A 16,239-nucleotide genomic window follows, 5' to 3' on the forward strand; every position below is an offset into this window, starting at 1 on the left:
AAAACTACCGGTAATCCGCCCTCAGTAATTGAACCGTCGCGCTAATTTCCTCGATCAGCGAACCGGAACGCGCGCCTCAGACAACAGACGAGTATTAAGATTCTGCTGCCCATAGATACCGACCCTTAAAAGGACTCCCGCTTCGTCTAGTCTCGCCCCGCTAAGATAGACAAACATGCACACCAAAATCGCCCCAGGTACGATCTACTTCCAAAACCTCTCTTTATCTCCACAGCGTATCGAGGTGGAGGCAGTTACTTGCGAGGGATCGTTCCCCCTTTGGTTTGAATTTGATAGGGCGCTTTCCACCTCAACGGACGCTGTTGCAGTTGCCCTGTCAACCCTATGCGGGACGAAGTATGACCAAATTCACTTCGATTTTCCAGTTGCACAAAACCTAGCCGAAAGTATCTCATCGTTCACCAGGTCCTCGGTCACAAGCAATGGCAACGAACCGTCTAGACAGCCACTCGGCTCCAACATTACCTTGAGCTTCAGCGGAGGCTTTGACTCACTTGCCGCTCACCGCCTCCTAGGCGGAACTGGACAACTAGTATCGACAGATTTCGGGGGCTGGTTCGAAAGAGAAGCTGCTTTCTTTGAAAAGTTTCAACCCCTAGTGGTATCGACCAATGCTCGCCGCACCCCCAATCAACAAAACTCTTTCGCTCGGAATCACTGGACTTTCATGAGCATCGGCGCGATTTTGACGGCAGAGTATCTGGAGTCAGGTTTTCATGTGTTCGGAACCATCCTTGGCGAACGGTTCGCCCGCAAGCCAGGGCGCAGGCCGGTAGCGCCACTCGACATGCTGGGCATTAAGAACGTTCCGATTACCGACGGCATCACGGAGCTCGGCACGGCTAAGGTACTCGCCCAGACCGATGGTCCACTAGTCGCGGAATCCATTAGATCCTTGGCTGGAAAGACAGACAGAAAGCGACTTCTCAAGCTTATCTTGGCGACTGTCGCGGCGGAGGAACTCGGTGTTGATGTACCACTTCCTGATCTCCCAAGCGAGTGGGAGAAGCCTATTGCCTTCGACTCTTCGTATACAACTGCACTTAGCACGTTGTACCTGATAGCCAAGGGAAAGGCGCACCTGATTGAGCCCCTCTACTTAGACATCCCGGAGAGCGCGTATTCAATCGTGAAGGGTCTCAGCCTTGACTTTCTTATGAAAGTTAATACCGATTTCTATTCTTCGTTGCCCCGCGATTTGGCGACGCAAATCGCGCCCAGGTTCTTAGACCTAGGTTTCTCGCCCTACACGGAGTCGGACTGGGTTGAAGCCAAAACCATCCGCGCTTACCTTAATCGAACTTTTAATATTTCCCCACCTTCGCGTTAAACATCCTCACCTTGAGGGTAACGACTGGTCAAAGGCACCGAATGCGATACTGCGGGCTTCGCTGGAAACTGCACCAGGCATCCGTTCAATTCGACTTAGCCGTAAAATCCAGGGTTTTGAATCTGTTTGGTGCGGAATTGAGCGGTTAGCGCGCCCCGTTTAATAGTCGTTCATACAACCCACGCGGTGTGGTTTCGTCGACGTCTTGTCGGGGTGTTTCGTTGAGCTAGTCTCGGACCCGCGCTACGCGCAAAAGCGTGAAAGTGGCGGAGTCGGCGCCTTTTCGTAGAACCGGTGCCGGATCGAGAACAACGCTGCTGTGTTCTACGACCGCACGCGCGTGTTTGCTGCCCTACGCGATCCACTGCGTTCACAAACCTGCCGAACCGTTCCGCGACGAGACTGATGGCCTCCCTTGCTACACCTTCACCTACTCCCCGTCGGGGGATACGAGGCTTAGAGGCAGCACGGTGACTACACCGACAGACAGTCTGTCGCTAACAACGGGTGCCAGCGCACCTGGTTACACGCCGAACCCGGCAGCCGTACTCGACCCTGACAGACCTGAGTTCAGCTATGACAACGACCCTTCTATCGCGTACGCACCAAAGACTTTTTTGGGGATGCCAGCATGCATTACTTAATCCGTTTGACAGTCTTAATATTGCGCTCATTCTGGAGCTTATTTTGGTTCGCCGCCGCTTAGCCCGCGTGTAAAGATCAAGACTGGCCTCCTTTTGGACGGCTGTGGTTCTAGTGCACGCGTAACCTCGTGTCTTTAGCCAAGCGCGATTCCTACTTGTCTTAGTAAAGGTGATATCCCCTGAGTCATTGCGCTCGAACCGCAATCAAGAACAATCTCGGCTACGTCGAGCTCTTCAGCCAGTAGAACCGAGGTTGCCACCTTCGCTGTAGGAAATTCGTCTATCTTCTCAAACACGTCCGCGTTGGTCGAAACAATGAGACCCGAGGTGGATTTAAGGCTTCCGTTCCAAGTTGAACCACTCAGAACAACTAAAGTTCTGGCGCCTGCCTGTTCGAGGCGATCTGTAACCGTCACTGTGTTTGAGCCTCGGAAAATTGGTTTCGGATAATATTCAATGGGGCCGGGAAAGAAGTCCATGCCCGCATGCGCGCTGATGGCTGCCGCGGTGTTGGGTCCCATTTTTTGTGGCACTACAAACTCGCCACCACACCAACTCCCGAAAATGAGATACAGCGCAACCGCCTCAAGTTCTGGGTTAATTTTCTCCGGAAGCCCATCCAGCAGCCAAGTTCTCGCTGGTGGCTCTGCGTCGTACTCCGTTAACTCAGCCGTGTAGGCAATTTGATGGAGTTTGTTTCGGCTCCTACTTATCCGCATTTTCGCTCTCCCAGTACTCATTTCCGAAGATCATCCAATCAGAGCCTTCGGTTACAGCTCGCTCAACTTCCTCGGCATCACAAACCTGTACCACCCAGGGAAGGTTCTTTACCCCGGTAGTATCATCGCGTCTGATCAAAATGAATTCCTTTTGAAGGCCCTCATTAGCGATTACGCTGTCGACGCTCTTAAGAAGCAGCTCCACCTGATTCATGCTATTTAACGCCGATTCTTCACGGACTGCCCTAGCAGACACTGTGAAATCAAGGTCGGCTTGTCGAGCAGACACTATGTCGCTAAAAGTAGCGTTTCTCACCACCGCTAAAGGGGCGACTGACCCATCCTTAGTCCCGAGCGACACCTCAGCCCGGACCAAATCACCGTCCCATTTTTCGGGTAGCGGCGCATTGGCTGGTGCCGCCAGAATCAGGTCGCGGTTCGCTAAGTGGTCCGGGAGAAATAGGTCCGCGTCCTTAAGCATCTCTTCCCGCGGGGCAGTTTGAGGATACTCACCCATTTCTTTTGCAGCGTTCGCAACATTCTTAAGGTCACCTGGATTGAGATGCCACTGGATAAACTTCAGAGCCGAACTCGCGCTCGCAAGCTGACGATCGGTATCAGTTACGGTTACTTGCCTGCTGTGCATGCGCCTGAAAGTCACCGGTTTTCCGACATGCGTGAGCTTTAGACCCGAGCGGAGAAGTCGAAGCATGATGTTGTTGTCTACGCCACTAGTCAGCGTTTCGTCGTACTTGAGACTCCGAATAACGTCGGTGCGCAGCATCCACGTGCTGTGCCCTGGTGCTGTACCGTTCGCCATCGCTGTCTCAATCGAGGGCTTCTTCGAAACGATCAGCTTTAACTCTCCCGTCGTATCGTCGAAGTTGACAAACGAACCCACGTTGCCCACCGTCCCAGGAACCAAACCGCCGATGTGCCATTCCAGCCGACGTGGGTGCATCAAATCATCGTCGTCTAGCACAGCGGTGTAGATTCCTCGGCTCTTCTCAGCAGCGAGGTTTCGTGCTGCTGAGATGCCCGCATTTTCCTGCCAAAAGTATCGGATCCGCTCGTCGCCAAACGCCTCCACTACCTCCTTGGTGTTGTCATCGCCGCCATCGTCAACGATGACAATTTCAAAGTCCTGCATAGACTGAAACAGCACCGATTGGATCGATTCGCCAATTAGGTCAGCACGGTTGTGAGTACATATGGCGACTGTCACCAGCGGCGGAGCGTCTTTAGGTTTGTGGTCCCACTGCAGATAATTGCGCACAAAGGATTCATCGTTGTAAACGATGTCGCGGTTCCTCTGCACCGTAGCCCGCCCCTCTTCGGTCTGGTCTACGATCGCGCGCGTCGAAGGATGCCACATGTGGTACATACGCACGTCCGGGTCGTTAACCCAGACGGTTTTGAAACCCGCACGGCGGGCCCGCTTGGCAAAGTCGAGATCTTCCCCGCCATAGGTATGAAACCGCTCGTCAAAGCCACGGATTTCGAAGAATCCACGACGAGAAATCGCCATCATTCCGCCCATTCCCCACCGTGGCCGAAGGCGAGAGTTACGCTCCATTTCATCCCACGCAGTGGGGTTCGCAGCTACCCATTCATCATCCATCCCCTTGGGCAGATCACGGCACTGCAGGAAGTAAGCCGCTTGCGGCTGGGCAATTGCCGTTTCCACGATCTTCTCGAATGCTTTTGGCGTGAACACCATATCGGCGTCGGTAGAGACAAGTAGTTTGCCGTCGCTAATCGCAAACCCCGCATTTAGCGCACGAGAACGTGACCACACTTCAGCTCCGTCGGTGTAGACATATTTGCAACCGAGTTCCTTCGCCAACGACTCATTGGCCTTAGGATCGATCGACCCATAGTCAGAGATGATCACTTCACCGTTGAATCGACCGAACGACTGCTGAATGCTCTTCACTGCGAGCTGGATGCGCTGGAGACCCCAGTCCCGGAAGCCGATAACAACCGAAACATCAACCAGCTTCATGTCAGTTCCCTCTTCTTTAGCTGTCATTTGATGCAATCCCAATCTGAGTTAGCCTATTCAACCCCGACCATGGTGCTTGAATCTGAAGGTCCACCCTTTCGATCTTCGCTACATCTTCCCGCTTGGACCACTGTTCAACTTCGACCGTCATGCTAAAGACACCGTTAGGCAGTTGAAAAAACTTTGTATGCCCAGTCTGCCCCTCCCTCTGCCCCTCGTTATAAAGATACAGAGCCCCTAGGGCATCAGAAAAATACAGTTTCAGATCCTTAGCTGCTTCTCTGGTGGAGTCAACTCCAGGAAACTGAAGTTTTAGAACATAGTCCTTCGGATTGAGAAACCCATCCGCGCGGACAGCAAGTCGAACGGGAACTTCCGTCATCGACAACGGGAAATTAAATTTCATAGTATTAAACGTACTCGACAAGACTCACTCACTCAGCGGGGGTACACCCTACTCCCCACCCAAGACTCAACGCCGCACTGCTGGTTTGTTGGCTGCTAGTCTGAGATCTTATGCGGATGACTGTGATTGGCACTGGTTACCTCGGCGCGACGCATGCAGCGTGCATGGCAGAACTTGGCCACGAGGTGCTGGGCGTTGATGTGGATGCAACCAAGATCGAGGCGCTGAAAAACTCCAAGGTGCCGTTCTACGAGCCGGGTTTGCCGGAGGTGCTCGAGCGCAACATCGACGCTGGCCGCCTGGACTTCACCACCGACTTTGACGAGGCCGCTGCGTTTGCCAACGTGCACTTCATTGGTGTGGGCACCCCGCAGCAGCGCGGCTCGTACGCGGCCGACACCCGCTACGTCGAAGCGGTTATCGACGATCTGGTGCCCCAGCTCGAAGGCGAGCACCTGATCCTGGGCAAGTCCACCGTCCCGGTCGGCACCGCCGCTGCCCTGCAGCAGCGCGCCGACAAACTCGCCGCCGAGCACGGCAACAAAGCGACCGTCGAGATCGCGTGGAACCCGGAGTTTCTGCGTGAGGGCTACGCGGTGAAAGACACTATTGAGCCGGACCGGATCGTGCTCGGACACCGCAAGAACGACACCACCGCAGAGCAAGTCGCCCGCGAGGTCTACGCCACCCCGCTGGAACACGACACTCCGTTTATCGTGACGGATTTGCAGACCGCGGAGCTGGTGAAAGTCTCCGCCAACGCCTTTTTGGCCACGAAGATCTCGTTCATCAACGCCGTGTCCGAGGTGTGCGAGAACGTCGGTGCGGACGTGACCCAGCTTGCGGACGCCATCGGCTACGACGACCGCATCGGGCGGAAGTTCCTCGGTGCCGGCCTCGGTTTCGGCGGCGGGTGTCTGCCCAAGGACATCCGTGCGTTCATGGCGCGCGCCGGCGAGGTCGGCGCCGACCAAGCACTGACCTTCCTGCGCGAGGTCGACGCGATCAACATGCGCCGCCGCCAGCGCGTGATCGACCTGGCGCGCGAGGAGCTCGGCAGCGTCATCGGCCGCAACATCACCGTGCTCGGTGCCGCGTTCAAGCCGAACTCGGACGACGTGCGCGACTCGCCGGCACTGGCTGTGGCCGGCCAGCTCTCGCTCGCCGGAGCATCCGTGCGCGTCTACGACCCGCAGGGCATGGACAACGCCCGCAAGGTCTTCCCCACCCTCGACTACGCCGTCAGCCTCGAAGACGCACTGCGCGGCGCGGAGCTGGTCATCCTCGCCACCGAATGGCAGGAGTTCAAGGAGATGGATCCGCGGTGGGCGGCGGAGCTCGTCGACAAGCAACTGCTCATCGACGGCCGAAACATCCTGAACGTCACCGACTGGCAAGACGCCGGCTGGCAGATCCGCGCCCTCGGCCGGAGCTGAAAGCGCGTGATCCGGCCTTCCGCGACACACTGTTGAGCAACTCTCACTGAAGGTGCCGACAACAACTGAAGGCGGCCACCATCAGTCGACCTTCCGAACATTCCAACGCCACATCTCCACATGCAATAGCAATCTCGTTGCAACGAACGGCGCCAACAGCCACATCGGCTTTGAACCCGCTTGCTCCACAGACGCATCAGAATGAAGGAACCCCGAGACACCGCTGGAAAGATGTCTCGGGGTAACAAACGTGGGGCCAGCGGGGCTCGAACCCGCGACCAACGGATTATGAGTCCGTAGCTCTAACCGACTGAGCTATAGCCCCTTGTTCTCACCGCACGCGTAGGTTACTCCACGATTTCGGGGAGAAAATCAACACAACGGACGGTGAAAAACTATTACTGCTAGCGCCAGATACCCTTCGTATCAATTACGCGCTTGCCTGCGAGAGCCGAAGTATCAAAGCTCTTAAACTCGTCGTGATCGACCAGCAGCAAGACTACGTCCGCGGACTCCACGGCCACACTGGTTTCTGTAAGTGTGACGTTGGGGTGCTCCGTCAAGCTTGCAGGCAGTGCATCGATATTTGGCTCTACGGCAAGAATCTGATTACTAGCAAACCTAGACGCGAGCTCGTTCGCGATCTCTAACGCGGGTGATTCTCGTAGGTCATCAATATTTGCCTTGAACGCTAAACCGAGAACAGCGACCATTGCTTCGGTCGAATCCCCTAATGCTTCGGAGACTTTATCCACTACCCAATCCGGCTTGGAATCATTGACCAACCTCGCTTGCTTGATCAATTTCGAATTCTGGGGGTCTGCCGAAACGATAAACCATGGGTCTACTGCGATACAGTGCCCACCAACTCCTGGCCCTGGTTGCAATATGTTAACTCGCGGGTGGTGGTTAGCAAGTTCGATGAGCTCCCAAACATCAATGCCCAGTTGGTCCGAAATCAGAGATAGTTCGTTAGCGAACGCAATGTTTACGTCTCGGTACGAATTCTCCGTTAGCTTGGCCATTTCAGCCGTGACCGCATCAGACTTCAGCAATTCTCCCCGACAGAAAGAAGCGTAGATCTCAGTCGCCATCTCGGTAGCCTTCGGCGTCATGCCACCAATGATACGGTCATTGGTTCGCAGTTCTTCCATGGCATAACCCGGCAAAATGCGCTCCGGGCAGTGCGCGAAATAGATCGTCGGTTTGCCGTCAGGGTTATCTTCCCCGTCCGCTACAAGATCTTCGCGCAAATTAAGAATATGGCGCGCCATCTTCTCCGTAGTCAAGGGCGGAGAAGTCGATTCCAGGACAACAATTTCCCCGCCTTTAAGCTGCGGTGCCAACGCCTCCGCAGCACTGTATATAAAACGCATATCGACCGAGTAGTCGTCATTGAAAGGGGTCGGCACCGCAAGGATGTACGCGTCCGCCGCAACCTGATCAGTAGTGGCAGAAAAGTTCCCACTGTCAATCGCTCGACGGAGCTCTTCCTCTAGCCCAGGTTCAACAATTGTGACCTGCCCCTTATTGATTCGCTCCACATTGCCAGCGTTCACGTCGACACCAGTGACTTTTACACCACTGTTTGCCAAAACTACTGCGGTCGGTAGCCCGATATAGCCGAGACCGACAAAAGAAACGTGCACTTCTCCTCCTTGAAGTCATTGTTCTAACTGCGATTTTAGTGGATTGCAATCTTTTTGGTGAAATAGGCCTGCTAGCAAAAGGAGATCATTCATTCTCGATACGGATGTCTACAGGCACATACCTCTCCTTTGCGTAGTCCAAAATCTGCGCTGCAGTACGTGCGTCGCCTCGTGTTTCGGCCGTACTCCACCTTTTATAAAGGTGCGTAACCCAACTAACTGGACCTTCGGACACCAGCTCACCCTCGTGGAGCCACACCGCTCGAGTGCAGTTCTTCTTGATTGTCGACGCCGAATGCGAAACCAAAAAAACCGTTCCGGAGGCATCCAGGAATTCATCCATACGCTCTTGAGCTTTGCCAGCAAAAGTACTGTCACCCGTCGAGAGCGCTTCATCGACGAGCAGTATCTCGGACCGCACAGCAGTCGCAATAGCGAACTTCAGTCTCGCTCCCATTCCCGATGAGTAGGTACTCAAAGGACGATCGATTGCATCATCCAACTCCGCCCATTCTGCGATGTCCGTCTGCATTTGGTTCACCTCCGCTGGGGTGAGCCCCATTGCCAGTAGCCCCAAACGAATATTTTGCCGACCAGACAAATTTCGCTGCAAAGCAGCCGAGACACCGAGTAACGTAGGCTGCTCTGAAACAAGAACCGTTCCAGCGGTAGGTTTTTCTGATCCAGCAATCAGCCTAAGTAGCGTTGACTTGCCCGATCCGTTTCTTCCTAGAACGCCGATCGATTCACCAGCATAAGAAACAAAATTAAGCGGGTGTAGGGCTCTGACCGTCCTCATTTTTGACCGGAAGATCGCATTTCTAGACCCCTGAGTCGTGAGATGGTAGTCCTTCGCAAGCCCTTTCGCTATGACCGTGGGTTTAGGAGACTGTTGCATATCTCTCCTCCGCCCGCCAAAAGAAGATCAATCCAAAAAGCAGCATGCCGAATGTCCAACAAGTGAGGCTGATCATTATGTTAGCCTCCGGAACGCTTTTGTAAATGGTCACCTCACGTGCCGCCAAAAGAAACTGGTACACCGGGTTTGCCCGCATCACCGCTAAAAGAGTCGCGTGGCCGTCAAAACGTTCGAGACTGTAGAAAACACCTGAACCAAAGAACAACGCTCGATTTAAAAGAGTAACCAATGGTTTGACGTCGGGAATGAACGCAGTGATACGTGCAATGATAAGCATGCACCCGAGCGCAAAGATGTGGATCATCAGATACAGGGGGATGATCAATAGAACTGTTATTGATGGCCCATTCGGATACTGAAACAGGAAGGCCACGATCACCCCGACCAACGCAGGTATAAAGTTATCGATCATTTGACGTAGAAGCGCGGAGATCACCACCGCTGCTCTCGGGAAAGTGAACGAAGACATCAGCGACTTTGACGACTGTACGATTCCTGCTGACGTATTCAGGGCCCTGGATACAAACCGTATGAACACTACACCGATCACTAGGTAACCGATATAGTTCTCAATTCCCCTAGAGATTCTAAGGATTAAGCCGAAAATCACTGCATACATTAAGACGTCAAAAAGCGGCTGGAGGACAAGCCAAGCTCGTCCAAGAAACATGTCGCTTCCTGATTGCAGTGACCTACTTCGCGCGTTCGAAACAATAAAGTGCCGCCATTGGTAGATCTCGTTCAGATACCGGTGCAACGCCGTTCTGGCATTAAGCCTCAAATAATCCCGCGCATTCACCTCAACGGTGACAGGTTCGCGTCCATTCACAACCACCTGAGACCGACCGTTCGACTTGGTCATGTAGCCTCCCACCAATCCCGAACTTGGCTCCAGAATATGGGGTACTGCCGACAACGACACCCAGCTAATGAGGTCTTGCCGTGGCAAACTATTGATATAGACACCGTTAGAAACCTACTAATAGGCGGCTTCTGTAGCAAGATCCTCGCAGCTGTAACCCTGGGAACTAAAAATCGAAAGAGGGCAAATCATACGGCCGCGTACCATCCGACCCACTAACCATCAGGTGACTTTCGGTAGAGACACTACGATCACTCGTGGGAGCACCAAGCGAAATGCGCAAAATAGCATCGACCTTACTACTCGGTGAGTGGGTATAGACAAGATGAGTCGTCTTCACGACTCTGTTAGTAGCGGTCGATACTACCGCCTTCACGCTTGTATCCCCGATTGCCCCATGCTCCACCGTCAAATTCGGCTTATTGGGCCCATCCCAAGCGAGGAAGACCTCTGCGTCGCCATTAATCAACTTCACCGTTCCGTCCGGCAGTTCTTGCACATCGACATCAGGTGACAAGACAAACCGGTGGGTCCAGTTTTCATTCGCTTTCGAAGCACCCTGATCTCGAATCAGAATAAGCTTCCGGCCAGGCAACGCGTACACCGATCGGCGCAACTTCGCATTCTCGAAACCGTCATTGTACCCAGAAACCAACTTGACTTCCTTGGCATCGAGGAAATGATCAGTCGCAATTGTTCTAGAGTATCTGTTATCGTCAGGACGATTATAGGGTCTGCCAGCGCTGAAGGACGAGTGCCCGCGATATGAGACCACGAAACTTCGAAACTTATTCTTCCCGTAATTGTACTTACCCGAGTCGATAAAGAAGTCTTTTGAGCGGTAGTTCAGAAGAACACTCAAATCGTCAGCATGCTTGTGGGCCTTGGCAGAATAGCCGCAGATGAAGGCCAAGTACATTTCAGCACTTTGATCCTTCAATACCGTGAACCCGCTCATTTCATCATGGAAACTGTCCCAATTAAATGAGTCAAGTTTCCTCTGACTTCCACTGTCGCCGATATTCGGCACTTTCCCGTCAGGTTTAGCAATACGCGGCATGTGTTTCGCAGCATAACGGAGCTTGGTCAACACATCTTCCCCAAGCGACAAGTCATTCGCGTTCAGGAACGCCTCGAGCTCGCGAAACATGCGCGATACCATATTATGGTACTCGGGAGAATTTTCCTGGTGCATGCCAGTTTCACTGAAAGTCTGCCAGAAAATACTCTCAGCACGCCCTATTCCACGATAGACATAATCCCGCCTGTCCATTCCCAAGCCAAGAGAAATAAGAGCCATGTCCATCATCAGCCCGTGATTATTCATGCGGTGCAAAGAGTCGTCCATTAGCAGCTCTGCATGCTTCTGTAAAATCGCTGAAAACCGTTCCGCATCATACGGTCTGTCAGCTGCCTCCATCGCAGACAGAAATTGCATTAAGACTCGGGACCGAGCACCAACCGCGTGATCGTACCAGGTCATTTCGGTTGAACCGCCTGATTCGACGTACTGCAACCAACTCTCGACAATTTCATCTGCCTTAGATAGGTAGTCGACTACCCCCGTTTGTTCATACACTGCGAGCAAGGTCCCAACGACGCGGAGGTTCTGCAAATACAGTTGGTACGAGGTCTCAATTCCAGGCTCTTTGTGCCCCCAATCGAAATCCGGCCCAAAATTGACATCAGCGTAATTAGGAAACGGTTCGATGACGTTATCTAAAGCTTTATCCGCAATTCGATTTAGAATCGGCGATGGTTTACTACCTTTTCCGCCGAGTAGCGGCAAAACAGCAGATTCCTTAAACATCTAATTCCCCTTCTCTTTAACGAATGGCAAAAGCGTTGATGAAAAATCGTGATCAGAGTCTACGGTGAGAGGATTTCGAAATGGATCGATTTCGCGTTGCAGCTGTTCCACAACCTGCTTCTTAGTTGAAGCTCCCCTAACTATGGAAAGGATTTGTTCGACTTTTTGGAGTCTGATCAGATCGATAACTTCCGACAGTTGCATACTCTTGCGCAACGCCACAGTGACCCCGCTGTCAGCCTGCCCAGAGTCAGCACCCAAATAGACAACATTCTCGGCTTCACGAGCAATAAAGTGAATTGTTGATGGATGTTGGCGGTCACGACCCATCAAGCCGGCAATCTGATGAAGCGGACCCACACAATAGAGGTCCACCGGCAACAATTCATTGCGTCCCAATCCTTCGAGTATGGACAAAAATTCCTCACACGCAGAGGCCACATCGAAAATTACTGTGTCATTGAGAAACTTGAAGGGCTCGCCGTCCAGAATGGAATAGAGTTGTGGGCTCAAATTATCAAACGATACGTCCAAAACTTTGTCGTAGGACGCTGCTCCTCTAGCGTGCACCTTGACCGTACAACTGTGGGTATGACACGTTACCTCCACAGTCTTGGGGCCGATAACTGTTTCGGGTGGGCGCGATTTTCCCTCAACTTCCTTCGCGCGGCGAATCTGCCACTGACTTTTTGAGTCGGTAATCCCTGCCCTCGCGAAGGGAAGCGCCGCCCACGCGATATCCGCCTTGCAGAAAACGTCGGTGATAAATCGAAAGCGGTGTGGTGTCCCCTCACGAAGCGCCTGCTGGACGAGCATTCTGAAAGATAGCGGCTTATGCTTGGACTCGTATAGCATCTTCGAAACACGAGCCGATTTTCGCGACGAGGATCTCACCCCGTCATTCCGGCGCCCAAAATCATTGCCAGCGCTCAATAATTCCGAGTACTCACTCACTGTCATGAATGATCAATCTCCCAAAGCGCCCGGTTAATCCGCCCCACTGTGTGCTCCTTACCTCGGGGCATGTGTCCCGCACGTTTGTCAGCGTAAAAATCCACACTAATGTCCATCGGGGTATTCGGCTGTCTAGCAGCTCTCCTCGCCATGAACGCATTTAGCACGGGTAACTGCGCCTTGTAGTCGATGCTGCTGGCGACGTTCAACCAATATGTACCTCTTATGCTCGAATTCGAATCCAAGAATCGCTCTAACACGTTACAGCGCGATGGGAAGTCTCGTCTTGCGCTCTCGACGGAGATCGAGTCGAATGAATGGGCAAGAACCTTGTCCACATAAGACGGGTAATACCGAGTCCAATCAAATTGTGCGTTGTTGACAACGAAACGAGATCCGTTGAATCTCGAATGCAGCGCTACCGCCTGGTACCCTCCTGCTGAACTCCCGAAGAACAAAATGTTTTCGTTCTCGATTTGGAGGGACCGTCTAAAATAATCGACGCACTCCGCCATCGCCTGTTCGAGTGCAGACGTGCCGTTACCTTGTGCCCAGCCGATCCTTAGGCTGTTCTCCGGATGTATTGTCGCATCCGACATAATCAATACATTAGCGTCTAGGAGGTCCACCCATGATCTGCGCTGGAATACCTCGCGCGGATCCCTATCTTCCGTTCGCTCAACAGCGCCATTGAGTAGTACCAGAAGCCGATTTGGGTAGTCACTGCTCTGCGCAAAAAACGCAGGGATGACGTAACCGTGCGCCAAGTATCTCAAGCGCTCTAGTCCCAGTACACCCGCGGGATCCGATTGAGCGTGAACCCCTACCCATTGATCAAAGGGCTTAGTCATTCAACGCTCTATCCAAGAGTTCTACGATTTCAGGGTCCTCGGCAACTTCAGCACCATACATCTCGGTAATTTGCTGCACAATCGCCACACACTCACCGCGCTCCTCAGGAGCAACAAAGCTCAGTTTGTCCAGATACCACCCCTTAAAGAACGTCTTGAAGCGTGTTCGGACGTACGCATCAAATAGTCCCACTTCACGCAACCATTTTGTCCGGGCCTCCTCCAAGATCAGGTACTTTCTATAGAACTTGGGGGAAATCGAATTTACCGTGGAGTTGGTCACTGCACCGTAGTAGACGTGCACCGGCCGAGTTGTGATGAAGATTTTTCGAGCATAGAAAATCATCTGCTGAAAGAAGTACGAGTCCTGGCCGACTGCACCTACAGGCTGCTCGAGCCTCAATGATTTCAACCAATCACTACGGGCCACTAGTGCTTGAATACTCATTGGTTGAAATTTCAACTGCTCGAGCAATTCCCGATTATGTCCGTTCATCGTCGGCGCCTTGGCTAGAGCGTTTCGAAGATGCCGCGCATTGTTTACGGTCGCGATTTTGCTCTTCATCCTCAACATATTGCCGATGGCAAAATCAGCTTCTTGCTCTTGACAAGCTTCAAGAAGGAAGTCATACGAGTCTCGTACTTCCTCATTATCAGGGTCGAGATAAGTGACATACGGTGTCTCTACAAGTTCGAGCCCTTTATTTCGAGGCCTTGAGGCGCTTCCTGATCCCCCTTCTGGGAACCGGTAGACCTGCACATTAGGAAAACGAGCTTCTAACAGATCAACACATGCCTTCGTTTTTACGTCTGTTGACCCATCATCAACGATGATTATCTGAGACCGCTCGAATGCACTGCCCCTATAAAGTGAGTTGAAGCACTTGTGAATTAGGTGCCGACCATTATTGTAAGTGGGCACAAGAACCGAAAGCTCCCGATCGGACGATTCACCGCTCCGCCGCTTGGTGGGAGCGCTCGTCATGATAGTCATGGCAGTCTTGCTGACGGTTTCCCCTATCGTTTGACCGGCTGGCAGCCAGAAAACTTCGCAATTAGCGGCCTTCTTGTCCTCTACTCGCGGTTCGTAGGCCTCCTCTTCGCTATCAAAAGAAATGAGTTGCAAACTGTCGACATCCGAGTACCTGTAGGCGGCCACAGCATCATCGACGATATCTGGACTACTCACAGTAAGATTCGCGAGATTGATGACTAGATCTCCGTCTGCCGAACCGACAATAGCTTCCGCTTCGTTGGTCGGCACATAAGACAGAGGTCGTTCAGTAGCTTGGCTTGCTGAGAACCTTTCGAAGCTTTCTTTACTGTCGGCAACAACCAAAATTCTGTGGGTTGCTTTCTCACCTGTGAGACCGACCGCCGCAAGTATTTCGTCTATACGGTCAAAGGCAGTGTCGTTATTAAAGACGTCTCTGATCCCCTCAACCTGGCAGTACCTGATGTACTCGGGCGTTAGCGCATCAATAAAGCGAGTTGTGTCATCTGAAGAATGAAGCTGGGCCACATACGGATACAGGGAATTGACGCCGACACTGTAGTTTGACAGCACCAGGGTGCCCATCGCTAACAGCTCAACCACACGATTCGCAAACATCGTCTGGCTGCCGATGACGGAATTTAGATTCAGACCGAGAGGAAGAAGTTTCTGCAGAGTCAAAACTTCATCGTGCTCTAAGGGCCCATGGAGATTGGGCAAGTAGACCTCGGGATATAAGTAGCGATCGGGATCAGAAAACTTTTTTGGATCGAGATTCAAATTTCGATCCACAATGGTGAGAGATGATTCGGAGTCATTAACGCCCTGGAATATCTCCATCGCTGCCTTGGTACGTTCCTCGTACTTATGCCCCATCCACGAACCTGCAAAAACTAGCTCGCGTCCCTGATGACGCATGCATCCTAAGGGGTTATGCTTTTCGTAATTAACCCCAAAACGCAACGGGAAGACGGGGATATCTCGATTCAAATCATCACGGTAGTCATCTATTTTCTCGATAGCGCTAGTGAATACGACATCAGCCTTCTTCGCGAGGCTAATAAAGCGATCATAGTTCGGTGGATCCTCCTTCGAATAAAAAGCAACGGGGATCCCCTTATCTTTTGCAAGCGGGATAAGCTCGAATTCAATCAACTTACGCTTGGGCGAGGACTTCATAGCCGCCCCATGCCATTCGCCATCTAGTCCTCGCCACGTGGAAACAACAAGCAGTAGGTCGACCCGTTCGAGTTCCGTCTCGTAATTCGACGGGGTTAGCGGTACAAAGTTCGCGGCCGGTTCTAGGGATTCGTAGAGAAATGTGTCGGCGACAAGTCCAATTCGGACTTTTCGTTTATTGTCCCAGCGCTGGCCATTAGACTTAGGCAACTTGGCCGCGTTCTCAAGAAGGGTTTGAATCCGTTCTTCGGTACCCGGGCGATAGTGCTCCCAGCGACCCATATACGCTTTACGGTCGATAGATGGCCTGAAAAAGTCATGCCGCCCGTTTACGGCATCCCGGAAGACGACTCCCGCAGTAAACTCGCGCAATTTTTTCAAATCGTTTTGCGCCTTCTGCACTGACGCGCGCAGAACCTTAATTCGTTTTAGCTGATTTGTTACCGCTGACTTTTTCATA

The 16,239-nt window shown here is 52.6% G+C and carries 11 protein-coding genes and 1 tRNA gene; 2 read left to right on the forward strand and 10 right to left on the reverse strand.

Features of this window, described 5'->3' with window-relative positions:
- Nucleotides 1-175 precede the first annotated feature (175 nt).
- Nucleotides 176-1,351 carry a hypothetical protein gene (locus CAFEA_RS08125; RefSeq protein WP_143313332.1) on the forward strand — a complete coding sequence of 392 codons (1,176 nt, stop codon included), beginning with the start codon at nucleotides 176-178 and terminating at the stop codon, nucleotides 1,349-1,351.
- 778 nt (nucleotides 1,352-2,129) lie between these two features.
- On the opposite strand, the gene CAFEA_RS08130 is transcribed toward CAFEA_RS08125, so the two are convergent.
- From CAFEA_RS08130 to CAFEA_RS08140, 3 genes are read right to left on the reverse strand one after another with little or no spacing between them, the layout of a single operon-like run.
- Nucleotides 2,130-2,714, reverse strand: a complete 585-nt coding sequence (locus CAFEA_RS08130) for a hypothetical protein (RefSeq protein ID WP_143313330.1) — start codon at nucleotides 2,712-2,714, stop codon at nucleotides 2,130-2,132.
- Complete coding sequence (locus CAFEA_RS08135; RefSeq protein WP_082855692.1) at nucleotides 2,701-4,746, reverse strand: glycosyltransferase; 2,046 nt, start codon at nucleotides 4,744-4,746, stop codon at nucleotides 2,701-2,703. The genes CAFEA_RS08130 and CAFEA_RS08135 overlap by 14 nt, the downstream gene beginning before the upstream one ends.
- Nucleotides 4,736-5,125: a hypothetical protein gene (locus CAFEA_RS08140; RefSeq protein WP_063938080.1), complete on the reverse strand. Its 390-nt coding sequence runs from the start codon at nucleotides 5,123-5,125 to the stop codon at nucleotides 4,736-4,738. The genes CAFEA_RS08135 and CAFEA_RS08140 overlap by 11 nt, the downstream gene beginning before the upstream one ends.
- Nucleotides 5,126-5,235: 110 nt before the next feature.
- Here CAFEA_RS08140 and CAFEA_RS08145 point away from each other — a divergent pair, with 110 nt between their 5' ends.
- A complete protein-coding gene (locus tag CAFEA_RS08145) occupies nucleotides 5,236-6,561 on the forward strand; it encodes a UDP-glucose dehydrogenase family protein (protein ID WP_063938078.1) in 1,326 nt (441 codons plus the stop codon).
- A 251-nt stretch (nucleotides 6,562-6,812) separates the two neighbouring features.
- Here CAFEA_RS08145 and CAFEA_RS08150 read toward each other — a convergent pair.
- The 7 genes from CAFEA_RS08150 to CAFEA_RS08180 all read right to left on the reverse strand — a co-directional run bounded on the left by CAFEA_RS08150 (nucleotide 6,813) and on the right by CAFEA_RS08180 (nucleotide 16,238).
- A tRNA-Ile gene (locus CAFEA_RS08150) sits at nucleotides 6,813-6,886 on the reverse strand.
- 79 nt (nucleotides 6,887-6,965) lie between these two features.
- Nucleotides 6,966-8,210 carry a UDP-N-acetyl-D-mannosamine dehydrogenase gene (gene wecC, locus CAFEA_RS08155; protein ID WP_063938076.1) on the reverse strand — a complete coding sequence of 415 codons (1,245 nt, stop codon included), beginning with the start codon at nucleotides 8,208-8,210 and terminating at the stop codon, nucleotides 6,966-6,968.
- Nucleotides 8,211-8,295: 85 nt separating this feature from the next.
- Complete coding sequence (locus tag CAFEA_RS08160) at nucleotides 8,296-9,108, reverse strand: ABC transporter ATP-binding protein (RefSeq protein WP_076590038.1); 813 nt, start codon at nucleotides 9,106-9,108, stop codon at nucleotides 8,296-8,298.
- Nucleotides 9,092-9,991, reverse strand: coding sequence for an ABC transporter permease (locus CAFEA_RS08165; protein WP_082855691.1), 900 nt, complete (start codon nucleotides 9,989-9,991; stop codon nucleotides 9,092-9,094). Before CAFEA_RS08165 ends, CAFEA_RS08160 begins: the two co-directional genes overlap by 17 nt.
- Nucleotides 9,992-10,157: 166 nt before the next feature.
- Complete coding sequence (locus tag CAFEA_RS08170) at nucleotides 10,158-11,801, reverse strand: heparinase II/III domain-containing protein (protein WP_063938071.1); 1,644 nt, start codon at nucleotides 11,799-11,801, stop codon at nucleotides 10,158-10,160.
- Complete coding sequence (locus CAFEA_RS08175; protein ID WP_063938069.1) at nucleotides 11,802-12,617, reverse strand: hypothetical protein; 816 nt, start codon at nucleotides 12,615-12,617, stop codon at nucleotides 11,802-11,804.
- A gap of 981 nt (nucleotides 12,618-13,598) precedes the next feature.
- Entirely contained in the window at nucleotides 13,599-16,238 is a 2,640-nt protein-coding gene (locus CAFEA_RS08180; RefSeq protein WP_063938067.1) for a glycosyltransferase, read from the reverse strand.
- Nucleotide 16,239 lies beyond the last annotated feature (1 nt).

Origin of the sequence: Corynebacterium afermentans subsp. afermentans (genome assembly GCF_030408355.1) — a bacterium.
GTDB classification, from domain to species: domain Bacteria; phylum Actinomycetota; class Actinomycetes; order Mycobacteriales; family Mycobacteriaceae; genus Corynebacterium; species Corynebacterium afermentans.